Annotated in this window: 18 protein-coding genes; 9 read left to right on the top strand and 9 right to left on the bottom strand. The window is 49.4% G+C overall.

The genetic code is table 11. The features are described 5' to 3' along the window. From HOK28_24575 to HOK28_24565, 3 genes are all read right to left on the bottom strand, one after another. A partial coding sequence (locus HOK28_24575) for a hypothetical protein (GenBank protein ID MBT6436287.1) occupies positions 1-441 on the bottom strand: 441 nt, incomplete at its 3' end. 64 nt (positions 442-505) lie between these two features. Beyond that, positions 506-1,720 carry a hypothetical protein gene (locus HOK28_24570; protein MBT6436286.1) on the bottom strand — a complete coding sequence of 405 codons (1,215 nt, stop codon included), beginning with the start codon at positions 1,718-1,720 and terminating at the stop codon, positions 506-508. Positions 1,721-1,739: 19 nt separating this feature from the next. Next, positions 1,740-3,866, bottom strand: coding sequence for a sensor histidine kinase (locus HOK28_24565; protein MBT6436285.1), 2,127 nt, complete (start codon positions 3,864-3,866; stop codon positions 1,740-1,742). Between the two features lie 143 nt (positions 3,867-4,009). On the opposite strand from HOK28_24565, the gene HOK28_24560 reads away from it, so the two are divergent. Beyond that, on the top strand, positions 4,010-4,237 hold the full coding sequence (locus HOK28_24560) for a hypothetical protein (protein ID MBT6436284.1): 228 nt from the start codon (positions 4,010-4,012) through the stop codon (positions 4,235-4,237). A gap of 22 nt (positions 4,238-4,259) precedes the next feature. On the opposite strand, the gene HOK28_24555 is transcribed toward HOK28_24560, so the two are convergent. Together HOK28_24555 and rocD are read right to left on the bottom strand one after the other, a co-directional pair. After that, the gene (locus HOK28_24555) at positions 4,260-4,991 is read right to left on the bottom strand and encodes a hypothetical protein (GenBank protein ID MBT6436283.1); all 732 of its coding nucleotides are present in this window, start codon (positions 4,989-4,991) and stop codon (positions 4,260-4,262) included. Between the two features lie 79 nt (positions 4,992-5,070). Further along, on the bottom strand, positions 5,071-6,303 hold the full coding sequence (gene rocD / locus HOK28_24550) for an ornithine--oxo-acid transaminase (GenBank protein ID MBT6436282.1): 1,233 nt from the start codon (positions 6,301-6,303) through the stop codon (positions 5,071-5,073). A gap of 301 nt (positions 6,304-6,604) precedes the next feature. Between rocD and HOK28_24545 the strand changes: the two genes are divergently transcribed. Then, positions 6,605-7,978, top strand: coding sequence for a trypsin-like serine protease (locus tag HOK28_24545; protein MBT6436281.1), 1,374 nt, complete (start codon positions 6,605-6,607; stop codon positions 7,976-7,978). 7 nt (positions 7,979-7,985) lie between these two features. Here HOK28_24545 and HOK28_24540 read toward each other — a convergent pair whose 3' ends face one another. Both HOK28_24540 and HOK28_24535 read right to left on the bottom strand, forming a co-directional pair. Continuing rightward, the gene (locus tag HOK28_24540) at positions 7,986-8,498 is read right to left on the bottom strand and encodes a PilZ domain-containing protein (GenBank protein ID MBT6436280.1); all 513 of its coding nucleotides are present in this window, start codon (positions 8,496-8,498) and stop codon (positions 7,986-7,988) included. Between the two features lie 109 nt (positions 8,499-8,607). Further along, on the bottom strand, positions 8,608-9,675 hold the full coding sequence (locus HOK28_24535; protein ID MBT6436279.1) for a UDP-N-acetylmuramate dehydrogenase: 1,068 nt from the start codon (positions 9,673-9,675) through the stop codon (positions 8,608-8,610). Positions 9,676-9,905: 230 nt separating this feature from the next. Here HOK28_24535 and HOK28_24530 point away from each other — a divergent pair, with 230 nt between their 5' ends. The 6 genes from HOK28_24530 to HOK28_24505 all read left to right on the top strand — a co-directional run bounded on the left by HOK28_24530 (position 9,906) and on the right by HOK28_24505 (position 16,516). After that, on the top strand, positions 9,906-10,946 hold the full coding sequence (locus tag HOK28_24530) for an extracellular solute-binding protein (GenBank protein MBT6436278.1): 1,041 nt from the start codon (positions 9,906-9,908) through the stop codon (positions 10,944-10,946). Beyond that, complete coding sequence (locus HOK28_24525; protein ID MBT6436277.1) at positions 10,943-12,553, top strand: iron ABC transporter permease; 1,611 nt, start codon at positions 10,943-10,945, stop codon at positions 12,551-12,553. The genes HOK28_24530 and HOK28_24525 overlap by 4 nt, the downstream gene beginning before the upstream one ends. Next, positions 12,546-13,586, top strand: a complete 1,041-nt coding sequence (locus HOK28_24520; GenBank protein ID MBT6436276.1) for an ABC transporter ATP-binding protein — start codon at positions 12,546-12,548, stop codon at positions 13,584-13,586. Before HOK28_24525 ends, HOK28_24520 begins: the two co-directional genes overlap by 8 nt. Before the next feature lie 31 nt (positions 13,587-13,617). Then, positions 13,618-14,337, top strand: coding sequence for a helix-turn-helix transcriptional regulator (locus HOK28_24515; GenBank protein MBT6436275.1), 720 nt, complete (start codon positions 13,618-13,620; stop codon positions 14,335-14,337). A 178-nt stretch (positions 14,338-14,515) separates the two neighbouring features. Further along, positions 14,516-15,523: a hypothetical protein gene (locus HOK28_24510; GenBank protein MBT6436274.1), complete on the top strand. Its 1,008-nt coding sequence runs from the start codon at positions 14,516-14,518 to the stop codon at positions 15,521-15,523. A gap of 42 nt (positions 15,524-15,565) precedes the next feature. Beyond that, positions 15,566-16,516: a hypothetical protein gene (locus HOK28_24505; GenBank protein ID MBT6436273.1), complete on the top strand. Its 951-nt coding sequence runs from the start codon at positions 15,566-15,568 to the stop codon at positions 16,514-16,516. Between the two features lie 6 nt (positions 16,517-16,522). Here the strand turns inward: HOK28_24505 and HOK28_24500 are convergent, their stop codons facing one another. After that, positions 16,523-16,936, bottom strand: a complete 414-nt coding sequence (locus tag HOK28_24500) for a J domain-containing protein (protein ID MBT6436272.1) — start codon at positions 16,934-16,936, stop codon at positions 16,523-16,525. A 793-nt stretch (positions 16,937-17,729) separates the two neighbouring features. On the opposite strand from HOK28_24500, the gene HOK28_24495 reads away from it, so the two are divergent. After that, a complete protein-coding gene (locus HOK28_24495) occupies positions 17,730-18,875 on the top strand; it encodes a hypothetical protein (GenBank protein ID MBT6436271.1) in 1,146 nt (381 codons plus the stop codon). On the opposite strand, the gene HOK28_24490 is transcribed toward HOK28_24495, so the two are convergent. Further along, on the bottom strand, positions 18,872-20,992 hold a 2,121-nt coding region (locus HOK28_24490; GenBank protein ID MBT6436270.1), incomplete at its 5' end, for a response regulator. The genes HOK28_24495 and HOK28_24490 overlap by 4 nt on opposite strands.

The raw sequence follows: 20,992 nt of genomic DNA, 5'->3' as shown, positions 1-20,992 counted from the left end.
GGCTACCTTCGTTGAGCGATAATCATCATCGAGTGTAATCTCTTCGAACAATAATTCATTGATTCGAACCCCCACAGGCTCACCTTCTGCAGTGGAGATGGCTTGTAGATTAACATTACCTCTCGTCGCTAAATACAGTTTTTCGCATGTACCGTTTTGACACCCTGTTTCTAGCGTTAGGCAGTAACTGCATGTTTGGTAATTTGTATCTGAATCAAACGATTGAATACCGGCTTGTGATGGGCCTCCTTGAGTGACCCAGCTTTCCATAAGAATCTGCTGGGTGACCTCAGTGCGTGAATCTACAGACTTCAACAATATAGAACTGTCGCTCACGCTTGCGATTCCCAAACTCTGTTCATAATCCAGCAATTCACATTGGCTAAAATCCACTTCAGAGCTACTTGAGCAAGCCGTGCCTCCAAGGAGCAAATACATCATAGCCCCACGCCAAAACTTTGAAGACAAGCTAAAACCCGTACCGCTTAAATACATCATGTGATTCCTACCAGAAATAATACAGATTAAAGGCAACCATTTTTACAACTGCCGGGGAACTCTCACGAGGTGGGTCACTGGGCTGAGCATCCACTGCTTCCACCCGAGGAAGGCCAAGAAGTGTATAATACGCAAGCCCCAGTTGTAGGTCGTCACGCCCCGTATAGTAGACTCCCATACCCAGGCGATGGCTCACGCGGCTGGCGGTACTTGGAAAAGGGTTATCTGCCAATCGGCCGTAAGTCATTTTGTATTCCGCCGCGAATGAAGCCGGGAGGCCTTGTGACCTAAAATCGTACTCAATACTTCCCGCACCCGCGACCATCACATATTCGGTCTTCGTCACACTCCCGTACTCAGATGAAATAGGGTCCGACTCTTGCTCGCTCCAAGCCACGTCCAAAGAAGCCTGCACCCCCACCGCTTCATCCCAGGTGTATGCCAGGAGTAAACTCGCTCCGCCTGACATTTCTGAGGTCACCTCTAGAAAGGCATCCTTGGTACTCGTTTGGAGAACTTCGTCCGGAGTGGCGTCGGGCGCCAGTTCACTGGCTCCATCAACAAAAGCAAAGACCGAATAATTTCTAGAGCTGGTATAAGAAAACCACGGTCGAGTTGAAACCTGCAAGCCCAAGTCTTCATCACGAAAGACTTGAAAAGTCGCACCCAAAACACCACCAATCTGATAGGCCGCTCCTCGAAATAAAAGAGACGGCGCATCGGGGCCATGTTGGATCCGCATGACCGCCCCAGCATCGACCGACATAAACTTTGAAACTTTCAGCGAGAATCCCAAGAGTTCCCCAAGTCCCTCTGTTGAAACATCATGAATAATCTCCCCATCACTGTCCGCGGCTAATTTGGGAATATCCAAACCAAAGACCGACTGCTCAAAGTTAAAAGAAGACATGACAAAAGCCGAACGCTGCGAGCTGAGGATTAGAAATCGGTGGCCTCTAAATACTCTGTCTGCCCCAGCAAGCTTACCCACAGGGGATGCTTTCTTCGTTTCTTGGCGGCAAGCGGGTGGTTCTTCCGTAATAAGGGGCCGGTGGGTATCTAACGCTTCAGGTTCTTCATCTATCTTTAATATTGAAGGGTTTGGCTCAGAGACGAGTTCTTCAACCGCCTGCTCCTGCTCCTGCTCCTGAGCAAATGCATGACTCGGCAGGAGAAGACCTGATACGGCCAAGATTAAGCTGAACTCTCGATAATATTTCATAATCTCCAGTCTCATCTCATCAAGCCGTAGGCAATACGACTCTAAAAACTGTTTTCAGGGTGCTTGAATCGACAGTGATATCGCCACCACTACTCGTTAAGAGCTTACGACAAACAAAGAGCCCAATCCCACTTCCTTGCGCTCCTTTGGTTGAATAATGTCTCTCAAAGATCCGTTCAGCCGTGGCCAGCGGAATTGCTGGGCCGTTGTTCTCAATCGCCAAAGAAATTTTTCCTTCGTCATTTGACTCAACGAAAACAACAATGTTTTTCTCCGCTTGACGACTCTCCACCAATGCATCGTGAGCATTGCCTAATAAGTTCAGCACAACTTGGTGCATGTCGGAAGCAGATGCACCCGCCAGGGCCTGTCCCGAACAATGAAATTGCATCCGGATGTTTGCGAACTCCAATTTCTTTGCCACCAGCCTTTGACAGCTCTCCACCACCATAGCGAGGTCACATACTTTGAGCCCATCGCTTTCTCTTGAATAATCGAGCACACTCTCTAAGAGGTTATTGGCATGACCAGCCGAAGAATTCATCATAAGTAATCGGCGCGCCAAAGCCATCACGTGATTGAGAAGAACCATTTGAGCTACATCAAAAACTCGAACTTGGTTCATTAACTCATCTAGAACTTCATCCTCCAGAGAGAGTTCGGCCATGAAACCTTTGAGTTCATCAAACACTCCGGCCGTTGCGGGATACTCAAGAACAAGGTTTCCCCAGCGGTCAAGCCGCGGCTGTGACAGACTCCGACCCACCGGGTTTTCAAACAACACCGGGGCCAAGTCTGGCCACCGAGAATCTACCTCGGAATAAAAAGAGAGGATCTCGACGACACGGTCTTGCTCCACGGCCATACCCAGCAAAGATGCGTTGTTGAGATTCTTAAGTTCATGAGACAGCTCCCCCATCATCTCACCGATCTGAACGAGCTTCTCTTGCTTTACTAAAACTTCACTCTGAATCGCATTCTCTCGCTGGATGCGGCTAAAATGAGCGGCCAGTCCCAACGAGAGTAAAACCAAATTGAAGGCGGATGCGATTTTAATAGGTAAGACGGGTGGGACATTTAAACTCATCAAACCTAAATGCATGGCTATCGAAATGACGGCCCCAATCGCCACAAAAACCCAAGCTACGATGAAATTCCAAGCATCCGGATGGTGGACTCGGCTTAAAACAACCATGGCCCAAACAATAGCAGGAATGACCAGAGTAACCACCAAGAGAGCGATGGGAACGCCTACTACTGAAGGCGAAAACATGGCCAACAAGACCGATGCTCCCGTAAGCCAAGTACAAAACTTTAAATAGCCGACAAGACCGGTCGTTAAATTTTCGGGACCAATGTAATTTAAAATAAAACGGGCAATACTCATTCCTATCCAAGCGACGAACACACCGGTCAAACGGTTTGCTAATACCGGCCATCCCGGCAATAAAAACTGCGCGCAATACCCATCCACGACTGCCATGACACCAAGTAACCCTAGACCGTAGGCAACGTAGTCCAAAAAAGCTTCATGACGCATGGATGCGAAAATGAAAAAATTGTAAATGATGGCTAAGAGAAGCATCCCAAAAAAGATACCGGCAAAGAGCTGCTCACGATGGACCGATTCAGTAAGCGCCGCTGGTTTGTAGGCCGTCAGTTTACAGCTTGAATAGCCAGGCTTAAAAAGTAGATAAATAGCCTTTGTTTCACCTGGTTCAAATTGTAACTCGAATGCGAATCGCTCGTACTTAATCTCACGATGGTTAAACGGAAGGGTGTCCCCTCCTGTTTTCATATCGTAATAACCAAAGGCATCTGGAATATGTATTTCAAAAAGGTCAATCAAGGGGTCGGCCAGCTCAAGTATCCATTTAGCGCGGCGGTCTAAGGAGTTGCTTAGATTCACGCGAACCCAAATCGGATAGTCATTGAAACCGAAATTTCTTGCGGAGTTGTTAAAGTCTTCAAAACGTTTTTGATTTTCTGGCAAAATGACTCGAGCAACCGTCAACACCGAAGGGTCTTCCCAAAACGCAGCGGCAATACTTACTTCGTGCTTACCCTCGGCTGGATCGAGTTCATAAACGGGGCCCTCGCCAACCACACCCAGCGCAAGTATATAAATGACCTCAGTCAGTCCCATGAACAGCGATTCCCTTACTCGATAACTCTGCAAAGATAATAGGAGATTTTGCCATTCGACCGAAATCATTGCTCTAAACGACATTTCCCTACAGGCCTTGCTCCTGGCGCAAGAAATGCTAAAGATAGCTCTAAGGGGTAGATATGACTGGACTAGGACACAACCGCATTATCATCGACGTGGATAACCACTTTATGGAGGTCGTGAAATTTATTCGTGACCACATCAACAGTAAGACCGGTGAGGGCTCTGCAGATATCGAAACAACGATGAAACTTCTGATGATGCGAGGCATCAACGACCTCATCAAAGGCCAAGCTAAAGTCGACAAAGACTTCGCAGAAGCACTCTCTAAAAAGGTCGGTTCATGATGACGAGCTGATTTCCATGAATCTAGATTGGGTTTTGACTGAACCGAATATGGATATGGTCCAAGTGATCCGCTGAATTCTTACCGGCATAGCCAACCACTTTTTCAACCCACGCCAATGCCTCTTGCTCCGCTCCCGATTTTTTCCCCACACTCAATAGCCAAACTTTTAAACAAGGCTCGAGAAATATCCGTTCCACGCGGCGATGTGGATTTGTACGCAAGGCCATCAACATTGACCAATTCCGTGCACCGTCAAGGATATGACCACTGGGGTTTTGAAGCGTCTTACAATTGTATTTCAAACTGTATCCAATATCCGAATATGAAACACCGGTTGGAACCAAAGAACCATTTGGGTGATGCCCCAAAAGTAATAGGTCAACATCTCTCCCATGCTTATGACTCAAATGGCCACGGATTTGCCCGCCCTTGCGATGGCTCACATCGAGATAAGCAAGGTAGCTTCCGGGGTAAGATTGCTGCACAGACTGCGCTGTAAAGAGAAGCGCATCATAAACACCCCTTTGCCCATAAGTACGGCCAGCCGCCCAAAACATAAAATTTTGGGAAACTAAGCCACTATAACTTAAAGGAAAGAGTCGCCAGTCGGGTAAGGTTGGAGCCAACTGCCGAAGCAGCGGCAGTCCTAAGAGAATGATTAGAAAAACAACAGTTGCCCATTTTAAAAGCCGGAGCCACAAGGCACTTAACCTTGCGAGTCCGGCTTCTAAGATACGTCCTAAACTTTCCATCGAAACTTCTACCCACCGAATTGACGACGAAGTCGCCACTGTTCATTACAAACCTTCGGTCATTTAGAAGCCCGAGGCGTTACTTATTCTTCGCAAATTCAAGCACGGTCTGCTCAATAATCTCACAACATGCCGATAGCTCTTCCTCTGTAATCGTAAGAGGTGGAGCGAACCGGATGATGTTGCCATGCGTTGGTTTGGCCAAAAGGCCATTGTCTTTCATTTTGACACAGATATCCCAAGCAGTTGTGCTCTCTGGCGTATCGTTAATCAAAAGTGCATTGAGAAGCCCGCGACCTCGTACACCCTCAACCAAGTCACATCGCTCAACGAGTTGACCCATACGCTCACGGAAAGCTTCACCGAGTGTGAAAGCATTTTCAGTCATCTTCTCGTTCTTGAGAACCTCAAGAGCTGTGACTGCAACTTTACAAGCCAGTGGGTTCCCACCGTAAGTTGAACCGTGTTGTCCAGGCTTAATGGTCAACATGACTTCGTCATCTGCCAAAACAGCTGATACAGGCATTGCGCCACCTGAAAGGGCTTTACCTAAAATTAGGATATCAGGTTTCACATTGTCGTAATCACTTGCGAGCAATCGTCCTGTACGGCCAATACCTGTTTGAACTTCGTCACAAATCAGAAGAACATTTTTGGCTTTGCACATTTCGTGACACTTCGCGAGGTAACCTTCGCCAGGTACCACAACGCCAGCTTCACCCTGAATCGGCTCAACCATGTAACCCGCAACATTCGGGTCTTCGAGTGCTTTTTCGAGAGCTTCCAAATCGTTGTATGGAATCAACTCAAAACCAGGCATGTATGGACCATATTCTTCAAAACAATCCGGATCGGTTGATGAAGAGCATGCCGCCAGCGTTCGGCCCCAGAAGTTACCATTGGCGAAAAGAATCTTAGCTTTATCCTTTTCAACGCCCTTCACTTGATATGCCCACTTACGACAAAGCTTGATTGCGGTTTCACCGCCCTCAACACCCGTATTCATTGGCAGTACTCTGTCATAACCAAAGTACTCAGTGATATATTTCGCGTAAGGTCCAAGAACGTCATTATAAAAAGCACGTGAAGTAAGCGTAAGCACCTTCGACTGCTCAATCAGCGTTTCCGTAATCTTCGGATGGCAATGACCTTGATTCACTGCCGAGTAAGCCGACAGAAAATCGTAATACTTTTTACCTTCCACATCCCATACGTGAATCCCCTCGCCCTTTGCAAGAACGACAGGAAGTGGATGATAGTTATGAGCGCTGTATTTGTTTTCGAGCTCCATAGCTTGCTCGGAGGATGTCACGGTAGTTTCAGACATTGTTTTTGTTCCTCGGTGGTCCCATGAACCGGTTGGATGGCCGGGGAAGTCCATTGCGTACAGCGGGTGAAACCCCATCACTGCAACGCCGGTTCGGACCCGACCATAATTGATAACTAGCGGCTTATAGGATTTAGGGGCCTTAAAAAACCCCCCTCTGGTCATTGTTGAATCGATTTTCGCGCGTCGAACGATCTCCAACACTGACTCATTGCGTCATCCATTTGAGGAGTTGATGCGACGGTCGCCATCCATTAAACGTTGTGTTCCATTGGAGGGAGAGTCCATGTTGTTTCCACAGGCCGTCAAAATTTACGCCACCACGCAGTCCCCAAACTTTGACTGCCCATGGCAGGCCGACAGCCCAACGTCCTCAACGGGGTCCGGAGTGATCATTGCACCAGGGCTTATTCTAACAGGTGCCCACGTTGTATCTCACGCAACATTTCTTCAGGTTCAGAAATGCTCTGATGCCAACAAGGAGCTGGCGCAGATCCATTCTGTTTGCCACGAGGCAGACCTAGCCCTTCTCTCCGTCAAAAAATCATTTACCAAAGGTGTTGAGTTGCCAGAGATTGGTGAGCTTCCCGAGCTTGGGGATACCGTTTCCGTTGTAGGCTTCCCAGTTGGTGGAGAGGAAGTATCCATCACAGAGGGTGTCATTTCTCGAATAGAGGTTCAGCAGTACGAACACTCAAAGCGCCGGCTTCTAGCCGCCACCGTGGATGCTGCCATCAATGAAGGCAACAGCGGAGGCCCCGTGTTTATGGATGACAAGGTTGTGGGTATAGCCTTTCAAACGCTTAAAGATGCGGAGAATATCGGAGAGATTGTCCCTCCCCCGCTGATTCGTCACTTCTTAGAAGGGACCAAGGGCGGCCGGTTGCCTCAGATTCCAGGACTCGGAATCGGTATTCAAAATCTTGAAAACCCGCTTCAGCGCAAAACACTTGGCATGAAGAAATCTGATACTGGCGTTCTTATTACTCAGGTAGAATACGGAAATTCTGCGTGGGGAATTCTTCAGGTAGGCGACACCCTACTCTCACTCGGCGGCCAAACCATTGCCAACAACGGCACCATTCGATACCGCGACCTCTTTCGAACAAAACTAGATGTCGCACTTTGCGACTACTACGTGGGGGACACGCTCAAAGTTAAAATCTTACGAGCGGGTAAGAAACTCTCATTCAAAGTGGACTTAATGCCTTGGGCCCCGTTGGTTCCTCGCAGCCAGTACGACACAAAGCCCCAGTATATTATTTATGGCGGATTGGTCTTTCAAAGCCTGAGTCGCCACTATCTGGAAACTTGGGATGAGTGGTGGGAAAAAGCCCCAAATCAATTACTCAACGAATACTACAATGGAACCAAGTCCAAAGACCGACAAGAAGTCATCGTGCTCACACAAGTACTCGCTGACGAACTTAATTTGGGCTACGACACATTGGACAATCAAATCGTACACAGTGTGGAAGGTAAAATTGTTTCGGACCTTGCACATCTAGCAAAACTTATCAGCGCTGCTAAAGAGACCACCACGGTCCAACTCAAAAATGGTTGCACCATTGTTTTGGATTCAGAACGAGTTCATGAACGAAGTGACGTGATTCTCAATCGCTATCAAGTGCCGAAATCGACATCGAGCCAGCTTCGCTGAGAACTTTTTAGGCCCATTGCAGAGCACGCTTAATTTGGCGCCCAATCTCATCGAACAAAGAGCGGTGAATCAACACTTTAAGCTCATCACTCAGCCCGTGAAATTCAATACCTGTTCGGTTATCTTTGCTGGACGACCATTTAACGATGCCCTCACAGTTAACCTCATGCTCTTCTTCAAAGAACTTGAGCTTCTTTGTCTTGAGGTAAAACTTGAGGCTCACCAAATCGTCCACACTGACTTCCGAATTAAACGCCAAGCCGATGCCTGAGACCGACAGGTCCCAGCACTTGGTCGTGAACCGAGCAGCATCTCTCTGATACAAAACCTCAGTTGTCATCGGTATCCGCATTGCATCTCGCTCTTCAACCATCCTCGTCTGGCTCGGATCAAAGAGTTTTAGGACGCCGGCATAATATTGGGTCCACTGTTTTTTCTCGGCGTGTGTGAGGCTATCCGACTGCTTCTTCAGATCGAGAGCCTTGAGCTTTACCAATTGTTTACGGACAGTTGAAACCATCCCACGGCTCAATCTCGCCATCTCAATCCCGTTCCTGGAGAAGCAACATCATCATATATAGTGTATGGTTAGTCCGCTGCCTGATCAAATTCAATGCAAATTCAGTGACTTAGATAAAGCCCCCGAGATAAACCGGTTCCGGGGCCAGGGTTACACCAAAGCGTTTTAGAACGCCTTCTTGGATTTCGCGCGCCAGCTCTGCGATATCGCTGGCCTGGGCGTCTCCGCGATTTACAATGGCCAAACAATGGTTGGTCGACAAACCAGCTGCCCCATCACCAAAACCCTTGCCAAAACCTGCGCGGTCCATCAGCCAAGCAGCAGAGAGCTTCCAAGCCTCTGCACCTTGTTCAAAACAGGGCATGTCTTGGATCGGAATACTGAGTGCAGTAAGCGCTTCATGTACCTGTTTTAAAACAATTTTATCAACGATTGGATTCACGAAAAAAGAGCCTGCGCTGCGATGATTGGCATCTGCCTGGTCGTATACCATGGATTTACGCCGGCGTAGCTTAAGGACTGTCTCTCTTAAGGTTCTAAGATCATTGCAGTTTTCGCCACATGCCTTGATAAGCTCAGGGTAGCGCGGTGTGGCAGGTGGCCGCAGTTGCAGACGAAAAGTGACCTCAACTACAACATCCAGGCCCAAGCGGTGCGTTTTAAATGAGCTTGTTCTGTAGCCAAAACCGCAATCGGCTTTTGTGTATTCTTTGGATGAGCCATCGGCCTTGGCCACGCATACAACCGACTCGATGACTTCAGCGACCTCTTGGCCGTATGCCCCTATATTTTGAATGGGCGCAGCCCCAACGCAGCCCGGAATCCCACTAAGGCATTCAATTCCGGAGTAACCAGCTTCTACACAAAACTCAACCAAGTCGTCCCAGACACAACCGGCCCCAACCTTGAGAGCAACCGAATCAGCCGACTTCTCAATACATTCGATCTCGGTATTTTGTGGGGATAAGACAAGACCCTCGAACCCATCATCAGACACCAGAAGATTACTTCCGCCGCCCAACACAAAAACTTCGAGGCCTTCCCGGGAAGCCCGCTCTAGGCACGAGCGAATCTGAGCAATCGTATTTGGACGGGCCAAATAACGGGCGCAACCACCCACGGCCAAGGTCGTGAGACCGGCCATAGAAACTCCCGACTCAAACTGTATCTCGCTCATCCTGTGTTCCTAAATGTTTAGAGCGGCAGGAGGTCCGAAGAGGTCTGCCCCTAAATAAACTCAAGTGGCTAAGATTTACCTTGCCTTCCTTTATAAAGGAAGGGTTTAAGAATATTGTATAGCTATATCAGGCAGCTTGACAGCCGGTGGTTCAAGATTCTATTGCGCAAACCACCTCGGCAAGTCCAAGCCGTCAACAACTTCGGGCTCGAAAAAAACTGGTAATTCTTATGCATAGACAATTCAAATTTGTAATCATTGGCTTCATCTTCCTCGCATTAAGCGCCTGCGCCGATAAAGCAGCCATGGAGCCATCGAGCCCGCAACCGAAAGTTCAAGAATCGAAAGAACTCGTTATTTATTCCGGCCGTGGACAAGTTTTGATTCAGAAGTTGGTAGATGACTTCGAAGCCGAAAGTGGCATCAAAGTAAATGTGCGTTACGAGAAATCCACTCAAGCATTAGCAAGCCGCTTACTCAGTGAAAAAGACCAAACTCAGGCGGATGTCTTTTTCGCACAAGACTCTGGTTACCTCGGTGCATTGGCGCAAAAAGGCGTTCTTGAAAAATTACCTGAGAATGTTCTCACGACTGTCGAAGACTATAATCGTGACAGCAATGGTTTTTGGGTTGCTACCAGTGGCCGGGCGCGTGTTCTGGTTTTCGACCCGCGAAAGTACCAGGAATCAGACCTGCCCGACTCTCTAGCAGAGCTTACCAATCCTAAATATGCCGGTATCGTTGGCTGGGCACCTAGCAACGCCAGCTTTCAAGCCCATGTCAGTGCCTTGCGTCACCTTTGGGGCGAAGAGAAAACCAAATCATGGTTAGAGAACATGGCGAAAATTCAACCGAGAGTTTACCCTAAGAACTCTCCACAAGTTCGCGGCGTATCATCGGGAGAAATCGGAATTGGCTGGGTTAATCATTACTACCTACACAAACTCCAAGCCTCTGATCCAAAGCTTGAAGCGAAGAACTACAGCTTCAGAGCGGAAGGTGATGCAGGCAACCTAATGATGTTAAGCGGCGTAGGTGTGGTTAAGGGCGCGAAGAACAAGGACGCCGCCTTGCAATTCGTCAATTATTTACTAAGCCCAAAGGTTCAAGAACGATTCACCCGTGAGCTTTATGAATACCCCACACATCCAAAGGTTAAGGCTCATTCGGATCTACCGGCTATCGCCACAAGAATGGTTCGCGTAGACCAGCAGCATCTCGCGGATGTTGGACCCACTCTCGAACTACTGCGTCAACTGAAGCTTCAATGAAACAAAGTACGGATGGTCGAATAAAGGGCATCCTGAATGCCTGGCCTCTTGGGTTGACCCTTGGGCTTATCCTCGCAGCCGTACTCGTTCCAATTTGTGGTCTCATCCTGGCCATGCTGGACCCAGCTGACCTCTTCGCGACGCCTCCAAGAGATTGGTCCGACCTTAGCTATCTTATTTTGCGAACGCTGGGACTCGCAATCATCGTGTCTTGCGCGTCACTGGTTTTTGGAACTTGGCTGGCTTGGGTACAAACCCGAACCCACTATTTCGGGCGACGCTGGTTAGCCCTCATCTCCACTTTACCACTGGCCGTTCCGAGCTATCTTCTTGCAACCATTGTTCGTGAAGCCATGGCCCCTCGCGGTAGCCTCGGTTCTATCCTCGGGTCAGAAACCGTCTTTTCTGGCTTCATCCCTGCCTGCATTGTTCTCACCTTGTCTTGTACTCCTTATGTGCAACTCTTGGTCAGTGCTGCCCTCGGAAGAATACCAGCCAGCACAGACGAAGCAGCTCAGCTTCTCGGAGCTGGCCCATGGAAACGCTTTTGGAGCCTCACCGCAAACGCCCTAAGGCCTACCTGGACATTCTCTCTCGTCATTGTTGCCTTTTATGTGATCAGCGATTTCGGAGCGGTTGCCGTTCTCGACTGCGAAGTGCTCACCTGGGCCCTTTATCAAGCTCGGCATGCACCGGCAGATGCGGTACGCATTGGCTTCGGAATGCTTTTATGTGTGATTCCTATCCTCATCGGCCTGCGGCTTCTTCACGGCGCAGCTAAACCTGAACGACACCTGGGAGATGCAAGACTTCTCAAGCGCAGCGAGCTGAAAGGCCCATTGCTTTTCATGACTTATAGTTTGCATGGCATCATCGCAGGCCTTGGGCTTGTTCTACCGTTGGTCACCCTCTCCGTGTGGGTTCTCAATGGTCTAGAAGCCAACATAACATTTTCTTCCATTGGCGCCCCTCTCGCCACCACGCTGGCTTACACCCTCTTTGGAGCTCTGATTACGATGCTCTGTGCTCTCTTGCCTGCTTGGACCTTCGGGCGACATCAGGGCAAGCTCGGCGAGATGGGTGAGCATTCAACCTACGCCGCCAGCAGTCTTCCCGGTATCCTCGTCGCGATGGGTATCTTCTACGTCTTTTTGGGCGTTCAGCGAATTCTTGGAACGTCACCAAACGCCTTCTCTTTGTGGAGTACCCTTGAGTCTTTTGGTCTCTTCTTGATCTTTGGTTACACCGTTCGATTTCTCTCGGAAGGTTACGCCGCCATTAAGCCCGCTGTTCTTCGGCTCGACCTTCGCCATGAAGAAACGGCGCAAACGCTTGGAGCATCCCGCCCCAGAATATTTCGTGAGATCACCCTACCCGCACTGGCCCCTGGGATGTTTACTGCGTATTGCCTACTCTTTATCGCGATTGCCAAAGAGCTACCCATTACCTTGATGCTTACGCCACTTGGCCGGCAAACTCTCGCCTACCGAATCTTTGATGCTCAACAAGAGGGCGCTCTGGCCGACGTTGGCCTTGGAGGCATTTTGCTATTAAGTTTGGCCTTTGCAATCCAAGCTCTGCTTTACAGATGGAGACGTCATGTCTGAGTCCCTGCCACTGGACATTCGTAATCTCAGTCACAGTTACGACGAGACTCCCACGTTCAGTGATCTCAACCTGAGTATACGCTCGGGGGAGCTGCTGGGATTGCTGGGTCCATCAGGCTGCGGAAAGTCATCCTTACTGCGCAGCATCGCCGGTTTCATTACCCCGCAATCAGGCACCATCCATATTGGCTCAAGGCAGGTAAGCGGTGACGGGCATAACCAGGTAGCGCCTCAAGAACGACGAGTCGGCATGGTCTTCCAAGACTACGCACTTTTCCCGGGAATGAGCGTCAATCAGAACATCGGCTTTGGTATCGCCGCAACGCCTGGCTGCGAAGCACGTATTCAAGCTTTGCTTCAGCTCTTTGACTTGAGCGAACTTGGAAACCGAAAACCCAGTGAACTCAGTGGCGGACAACAGCAACGCGTTGCCTTGGCGAGAGCACTTGCACCCAAGCCGCAGTTTCTATTGCTTGATGAACCTTTCGCCAACCTAGATGCCTCTTTAAGAGCACGGGTTGGCCGAGAAGTAAGAGCAGCTTTGGCTCAAGAAAATACGGCCGCACTGCTTGTCACCCACGACCGAGAAGAAGCACTCGGCTTAGCCGACCGTGTCGCCGTATTGGCCCCTCCCAGCCCCGGTGCCATCCCTACAATTGTTCAGATAGGCACACCCCAAGCCATTTATAACCAACCGAGTTCTAAAATGGTTGCCGAGTTGTCGGGCCCCTGCACACTCCTTAAGACCGAGTGTCAAAATAAGACTGCCCAGACCTCGATTGGAAAGATAGACTTAGCCACTGCTCACAATGGAGCGGGTACCGTTGTTATTCGTCCAGAACACGTTCAATTGGAGTCCGGCGAAAGTAATGCGCAAGTCTTAGATGTTGTCTACCGGGGTGCTCAAACTGAATGTTATGTTGAAACCTCGCTGGGATCGCTTCACTTATTCGTCGACTCACAACACGCACCTACCCCAAAAAGTTCTTGCCGAGTATCGATCATCGGCCCTTGTTGCGTCATCCCTGATTGATATACGCTAAGCGAGCATAAAGGAGTACCTCTTGACGGACGACGACCAGTTCCCACCTGAACTATTTAGCCACTATCCCGATGATAAACGTTCGGTAGTAGAACGGCTCGTCAATCTAACCAGTGGAGCGATGCGACTTGCATCCAGCGCCCGTGGTGTCTCGCGTAAGGTTGGTAAAGCCATCATGAGCTCGCCAGAGCACTTGCGCCGCTTAGAAGAAACCGGACTTTATCTGCGTGACCTTCGTGAAGTCGCTGGACTCACGCTCGACGAGCTTAGCGAAGCACTTGAACTAAAAGATGAGAGCGTTTTAGCCGCGGTTGAGAACGGCACCAGTACCATTTCCTTTGAGCTTGTTTTGCGGCTGGCTGCCCTTGTGGCTCGGCATGACCCTATTCCTTTCATTATGCAGTTTGTACGAACTTACAACCCGGAACTCTGGGAGATACTAGAAGCCTGGGGCGTGGATAAAATCCCGCTTCACTACGAACGCGAGCGGCTCTTTATCAACATTTACAGAAGCCGTGACGAAGCACGTACACTCAGTGAAGAAGGTTTTGAGAAAGTTCTAGCGCATACAAAAACAGCGTTCGATATGGCGCTGCATTTTGTAGAGGAACAAGAGCTTGCACTTGCACAAGCAGTGGCGGAGCTGGAACCAGAAGAAGAACTCGACGAGACCCTGGAAGACGATCCTGAGTCGGAACCAGACGATGCGGACGATGCAGGCGATTCAACGCCCCAAGGATAACTCAGAATCCCGCAACGTTTAGCCCCACACTGGGTACTTGATTAACTCAAAGATATCAGTCCAATACCAGCATTTAAGGCCGGCCCCGTATAAATCCGCTCGGCTCGCCCGGTCTACTTTGAATAGCTCTGATTTTGCGGCGTCCATTTCCATATTGACTGAATTGGAAGGACTGCCGATGCTATTCAAGAAACTACCCATCCTCGCCGTGTTGTTTCTCACGACCGCTTGCCAACTCAATACAAAGACCACCCAGGAGCTAAGCTTCCCGCTGGGAAGTCATCAATGGGATAACTCCCAAGACTATAATTACTCCTACCCAAACGACGCCTGCTCGGGCTGCCCTGTGGTTCATCTAAGTCAGCCCTCCGAATTTCAACTCGGCTCAAATGGCTGGCGAGTCGAGCTAAACAACAACACGACCTTCAACCTTCAAGGTACAATCCAAGGTTATGAAACAGGCGCAGTATGCGGACCTTACAACGATATGTTTTGCAGCAATGAATGGCGTATCTGGGGACCTGGTTCGTGGAACTCCGGTACTTACGAGACAACTCCAGGCGGTAACTTTTCCGTGAATGGTGATTTTAATATCAGTCCATCGTTTCAATGTGGAACCAGTCGACTCGTTCTTGCAGCACAAAACAGTTACGGCGTAACGCGTACGATTATCGAAGTAGACCGGCGAGGCGGGGTATGCGACGCCCCAATACAAGGGCCAACCATCAACATTCGCTTGAACTGGGACACGACCAATACCGACCTAGACTTGCACCTCCTGCGCGAAGGCGCTGAGCTTGGAGACCCAACTGGGGACTGCTATTTCGCAACCTGTACCGCCGCCAACGCCATGGGTACCAGTAACCTAGACTGGGGCACTCCCGGCAACGCCGCGGATAACCCTCTTTTAGATGTAGACAACAGTGCCACCGGCGGTCCGGAAAACATCTTCTTGGAGTCACCAGCCGATGGTACCTACACTGTGATGGTACATTTTTACGAGGGTCTTCAGTCGACCATGCCTGATTTAGAGCTTTGGGTAGGAAACGAATTGCGAAGCTGGACTGCATTTGATGCTTGGCTGCCGGACTTTAAGCAAGGAGATGTATGGGCTCCGATTACATTCGAAGTTCGAAGCGACTTGGTCCTAGCATACGAAAATCAAACAGTAGACGAGTATAGGTAAAATTAGATTGACACAGCCCCTCAGGTTTTTAATCCTTAAAGTATGAAAAACCTTATTGCTAGCCTTCTAGGCGCAGCAGTCGTACTCACCGCGCTACCTTTTTCATCCTATGCTCAAGAAGCCGAGGAGCCATCGCTTGCTCCACATAAACAGCGGCTCATGCAAGAGACCATTGTAGCACTTCGCTACAACCCTCTTGGACTCGCTGTAAAATCTCGCGCGGAATACCAATACAAACTCTACGAGTCTGAAAAGCGTATCTTCGAGCGCAACTACATCGCGCCTGGGTTATTTCTCGATTTTACACCGGCAAATATCAAAGTCGGACCGACTCTTGCTGTACAGCCCTTAACGATTCTCGGGCTATCTGCGGGGTACTACTTCCTGAATTACTTCGGAACCATGGACCGAATGCAGTCCTTTACATCTCTGGACGAGAACTTCAGTGACGACCAACAAAAAGAAAATGAGAGCTATTCAGCCTCCGGCACCGTGCTTCGATTGGGCGCGAAGTTTGAAATCAAGGTGAAGGAATTTGCATTCCGTTCCACCAACCGAGCTATGAAATTTAGCCTCGATACCAAAGATGAGGACCCGTTATTTTACGAAAGCGAGCTCGACCTTTTGGTAGAAGCAGATGGCTGGGCTTATCAGGTGGACAACGACTTTCTTTACATTACCGACTTCGGGCTGATTGCCGGCGTACGGCATACCTATGCAACTGCCTTTTATTCTGATGCTGTTCTAGGTGATAAAAATGGGGCCGGGGTCAATCACCGGGCAGGTCCATTTTTCGCGTACCGCTTTCACACTGATCCATTAGAAGAAAGAACCTTCTATAATGAGCCCACACTGGTTCTATTGGTGAATTGGTATTTGGAGCATACCTATCGCGCAGGGGAAAAAGCCGGTCGGGATGGCACCAGCTCACAGGCTATGCCTTATATCGCGCTCGCATTTAGATTTACCGGTGACATCATAGACATCGACTAAATCAATTTAGTCCATTCCCTTGATACGCTTAACCTGAGCGTAAGCCCGGTTTAAATTCCGCATCATTTTGGCATCGCCGCCCGTTCTATCCGGGTGGTGCTCCATGGCCAAAGCTCGAAACTTCTGCTTCACTTCGTTGGCCTTTGTATCGCGCCGCACACCAAGTAATGAAAAAGCTTCTTGTCGTTCCGGTAAGAGCAAAAGCTCAAGCTCCCCGACTCCGCGTCGCAGCGCCTTAACAAGCGTCCTTTTTACAACAGTACTTCCGGTGGTTCGTTCAAGCTCAGTGATGGTGTCGTAAAGCGGATCGAGGACAGTATCCACTTCGTGCTCAGAGAGTTCACCCCGAACGCCAATGGATTCCAGTTTCGATTCTGCAAACTCCCTAAGTAACTTCGCGGGAGACTTGAACATGGGCATGGCTAGCGTCTCTTGTCCTTAAAAAACTGCCGAAAATACCTCACCCGAGCATAACACGTTCTCCCGGTCGAAGCAGGAGAAGAAAGCTTAGGTCAACTGGAGGCATATTGGAGGACAGCTTATCTGGCAAGGCTTATGTGTTGTTAGACCAAGGCTACTCGCCTCGTATTGCTGAATGCCAACGGCTAAAAATCCACCTTATCACTGAAATAGTTGATTAAATCACTCAGCGGGTGCGACCAGCGCGAGAATCAGCTCCGAGCTGGTACAGATGCGCCCTACTCTGAGCTGCTCAACAACCTCCACGATCGAACGCGCCCCCTGCAACAAGTAGATAGTTACACTTTCCACTTGCGATATTAATTTTAAGACCATAAGGTCCGCTCGTGTCGGGCTAGAGAATAAATTCTCTAAGAAGGCGGAACCAGTGCTCCTAAGAACTGAAATGGCAAAGCTTTTCAAAGTTAGCGTTCAGGATGAGACATCACGGATTCTCAAGAGTCATTGGTACACGTTACGACAGCACTGTGTTGCATATTTCTGAGCACACAATGCCTTAAGAAGCGCGATCCAGGCATTTGGTCTGGTCACGGGACATCACGAAGGACCCCATGCCGTTGTGATGTCCCCCCTTTCGACAATGGGAATGAAACTTCCCGAAGAGTGCGCGAACCAGGCATTTGGTCTGGTCATGGGACATCACGAAGGACCCCATGCCGTTGTGATGTCCCCCCTTTCGGCCTCCCTCCTGCATTGTCTTGTCTATGAGCGCAACCAGCGATAAGCCACGACCATGATCGCTGAAACTCAATCTGTATTGCTGCCCAACATTGGAGCCGAAGAGAGTCATCGTTCAGGCAAGACTCTGGCTCAACACCCGGTCGTGATTCACCTCGGCGAACTTTGGCAGAACAGTTTTGGTTTACCTACCGAGTCCACAGCCGACAACTCCCCATCTCATCAAAACCCATACGGGGATGACTTGCCTGCTGCCCCTGGATTGCTGCCCTGGTTTGCGACGCAATCAACTTTTCTCGAAGCACAACAACGCGGTTTGCCGCACCTCGGCCCTAAGCCTCAAATCGTCCAGACGATTCATAACAAAGGCTTTGCAAAGCAGCTGGCTCAAACCATTGGGCATAAGGCTGGCTGGCAATACTCGCACATCCTGCAATGTATTCAGTCTGAACAAGAAGCCAAGAGTGCGCTTGAAGAGATCCTAGCCGGATGGCCACAATGGGCGCAGGCAAATTTTACCATTAAGCCCTGTATGGGAAGCAGCGGACGTGGGCGCATTGCCGGCAAAAATGGGCTCATCAGCACTCAACATATTCGGGGACTCATGAAAATGAGCCAACGCGGAGGAGCCATTGTTGAACCCTGGTATTCAACAATTCATAACCTATCGACCCAAATATTCTTTAAGCCAGACCTTACATGGAATATCTGTGGACATACCTCGCAAGTCCTTACACAGTCAGGCACGTATCTCGGAAATCATGGTCGGCTCGTTCAAGGCAAATCTAACTCTGGCACTCAGTATGATTCACAACTCGAGCAGGTTGCCCAATCCATTGCTCCGCTGATTCAAGAACAAGGCTTTGAAGGCATTTGCGGTTTCGACGCCTTCTCTTTCCTATGCCCGGAAACCGGTGCAGAGAAGTTTAGGGCCCCTCTGGAAATCAACGCTCGATTTACAAGCGCTACAGTGGGTATGCGTTACATGAGGCGCCTTGCCTCTCAGCATTCTATAGACCATGGCTCTTGGCTCTTCTTGCTCGATGCTCAAGAAGCGTGGTGCGAAGTGGCTGTCCAAAACCCAGACTGGAAATCGTGGATCATCCCCACAAAAACCACCGGAAAAAAGGCACTCATCCTGATCAGTGAGCACTCAGAAATCCTGAAGCAGTGGTTAGTGGAAAACGGGCTACGGCCTTAAGCTATCGTCACACCGACAGTACGACGGCAGAGTGCTACCAAGGAATCGACCTCTGTCGCAATTAAGGTCAATTCTGATTCGCTCTTAACAAGGTTCTCTACCACTTTGGCCGCTTTCGATATCATGGGAAAACCATAACCCCCGGCAGAACCCGCGATGTTGTGTCCCAAGCGGCGCAGTGACTCACGGTCTTGAGAGCCAACTGCTTCATTCAAATCGTCACAATACTTATGAAGGTTCACAACAAAGTTTCCGATGATCTCTTGCATGTATGGGTCATCCGCATACTCACTGACAATTGAGTCATCGGCCAGATCGGGTGCGGCAACAACGTCTTCAGCGTCGACAGGTTCCGCCGCTGCTTCCGCCGGTGTCTCTTGGGTACGTTCACTGAAAGGGACAAATTTAAAACTATCGCCCCACATACTTCCAGCCTCAGAGATGTATTTTTCAGACAGGCTTAGAAGTTCCGATAAGTTAATCGGTTTTGATGAATAATCATCACAGCCACAGGCAAGACACTTTGCCCGATCCGTGGCCATCGTGTGTGCAGTGAGAGCAATAATCGGCCCTTTATAACCTTTTTCGCGTAAACACGCGGTGGCGGTATAGCCATCCATTTCAGGCATCTGCATGTCCATGAAAATCATATCGTAGGGCACGCCCGACTCCCATGCCTCCATGGCAAGTTCCAGTGCCTCAAGACCATTGTTGGCCAATGTAACCTGCGCCCCGGCCTGACGCAGACGATAGGAAATCAAACGCTGGTTGTCCTTGCCGTCATCCGCCAAGAGGATATGACCTTTAAGCTGACCAGCCTGAACATCCAGAGACGAGGTATCTTCAGCTAGGCCCAGATACTGTTCTGGAGTCTGGGTCAGTTCCACATCCGACAGATCACCAGGCGCGATGCAGGTTGTAAAGGTGCTCCCCTTACCCTCTTGGCTCACAACAGTTATGCCACCACCAAGCAGCTCAGCGAGCTTATAAGAAATCGCGAGACCAAGCCCGGTTCCACCGAACCGACGCGTGGTTGTGGAATCGGCCTGTTCGAATCGCTCAAAGACCTTCTCTGCCTGTTCTTGGCTCATCCCAATTCCCGTATCGCAAACTTCAAATTGCAACACTTTCGCGGCACCTGGTTCAGGTTCAACCAGACTTGCCACGACACGAACCGAACCTTCATCCGTGAACTTAATCGCGTTGCCCAATAGGTTAACCAGAATCTGACGCAGACGGGTTGGGTCGCTCTTGGAGCTAAGCGGAATTTCGGTCGCAAACTCAATGCTGAAACCTATGCCCTTCTCTTCAGCTTTAGCTTTTACCAGCGAGTGTACTTCTTCAAGAATCTTAATCGGGGAAAAGTCGATTGACTCCACCGTCATCTTCCCAGCTTCAATCTTCGTGATATCCAAAATATCATTGATAATATTAAGCAGGTGCTGACCGTTTCGCCGAATCGTATGGATACAGTCTGAACGATCTGATTCATTCTGGGATGGGTCGAGAAGCAAATCTGCAAAGCCCAAAATAGCAGTCATCGGCGTTCGTATTTCATGGCTCATATTGGCAACGAACTGTGTCTTGGTGTGGTCAGCCATTTCGGCTTTGTTTTTCTCGATCTCAAGACGCAAGAGAGCAATTTCAAGCTCGTTCGATTTATCTTTTTCCGCGGCGGCCGCTCTGGATGCCTCAGCCATCGCCCTCATCACATCCGACATATCGTGCGCGACCAAAACATAGCCCGTTAACATGCCTTCTTCGTCGAACATGCTTGAACCAGTTATCGTTACTGGAATTCTCGTATTATCATCGCGCTCGAGAACAACGTTCAAACCATTGACTGTGCCGTTTTTTAAAACGGCATGAATACCCGTCATAGAAACTAAATCATCAGCCACAACCATATTCGTAAAACGCTGACCCAAGATATCCTCGGGGGCTCGGTCCATCATGGCAAAGAGCGGTTCATTGGCCCGCTGTACCTCTTCATTCTCATCAAGAATAACAAGTGCGTCGCCCATCGAGTTAACGATATTTTCAAGATAGGTTTGAGACGCCGCAACTTCACTTTGCGACTCTAAGATATCGTCTTCTGCGAGTTTGATTTCTCGATG

Source organism: Deltaproteobacteria bacterium (assembly GCA_018668695.1).
Lineage (GTDB): Bacteria > Myxococcota > XYA12-FULL-58-9 > XYA12-FULL-58-9 > JABJBS01 > JABJBS01.
The sequence above is the reverse complement of the archived record's forward strand: the minus strand, read 5'-3'. Positions and strand labels throughout refer to the sequence as shown.